Source organism: Pseudomonas fuscovaginae SE-1 (assembly GCF_000364705.1).
GTDB lineage: Bacteria > Pseudomonadota > Gammaproteobacteria > Pseudomonadales > Pseudomonadaceae > Aquipseudomonas > Aquipseudomonas fuscovaginae_A.
This window is the reverse complement of record NZ_AQOH01000388.1, coordinates 1-876: the sequence shown is the minus strand read 5'-3', so window position 1 is coordinate 876 and position 876 is coordinate 1. Positions and strand designations below refer to the sequence as shown.

The 876-nt window shown below is 48.3% G+C and carries 1 protein-coding gene; it reads right to left on the bottom strand.

Going from position 1 to position 876, the window contains the following annotated elements; all coding sequences use genetic code 11:
* Positions 1-67: 67 nt before the first annotated feature.
* Positions 68-876: hypothetical protein (locus tag K675_RS31670; RefSeq protein WP_037007401.1), on the bottom strand; the 809-nt coding region annotated here is incomplete at its 5' end.

Here is an 876-nt window from a genome sequence, read left to right as displayed (position 1 = left end):
TTTCCAAGCCTCTCAAGATAAGGCATATAATTAATCATGACTCCCGTACTCTCTGGAATCTTCACACCTAAATAACTTGGAAACGTGGCGCAGTTAAAATAGCAGACACCAGGTTCAGCCCCCTTCTACCAGGAAAAACATAACGCACGTCATCCAGAGGATTTTTAACACCTATAGAATCATGCATTTTCTGAATTTCCGAGAATTGCTCCTGCGTAACAGGGATTTTTTGCTCGTAGACAACCTGAGGTAAACCACCGCGCGCCTCACCAGGGTTATTCGCAACATATTTGAAAACACTAGTATCATCAGTCACCAACCCTGGGTAGCTGTCACCCTTCCTTAGCGACTGGATAATCTCGAAATTCGACTTCCCATAGACGTCTGGACCAAAACCAAAAATTGTCTTACCGCCATCAAATGAGTATCCCACATGCCCAGTTACTGTATATGGATGGACAGTACCATCGATCAAATCTCTGGGCGACCCCGCCCCCCGGAAACCGAAGATACTGATCTCCCTGAGGCTATCTGCAGCATTGGCCAGCTCAGCAGCCTCTCCAAGCTTGCCTAGCTTCCCAACGGTTGCAGCCTCGCCAGGCCCGGGGAGTAATAGCGTTGCAAGGTCAACGGCGTTTTTAGTGGTCTGCTGCGCCTGACCATAAACGTTATTTTGCAGGTCGAAGACAAGCTTCTGACCATCACTGATAACCTTCCAGCCACCAATTATATCTTGAGGTTCTACAAATGGGTCGAGCGTGTTATTGGCCACATTCAGCACATGGCCAGCGGGGAAAAACGGGGAAAAACGGGACGCGGGAAAAACGGGACGGAAAAACGGGACGGATTTATTTTCCTTATTTTCCTGAGTCTCGC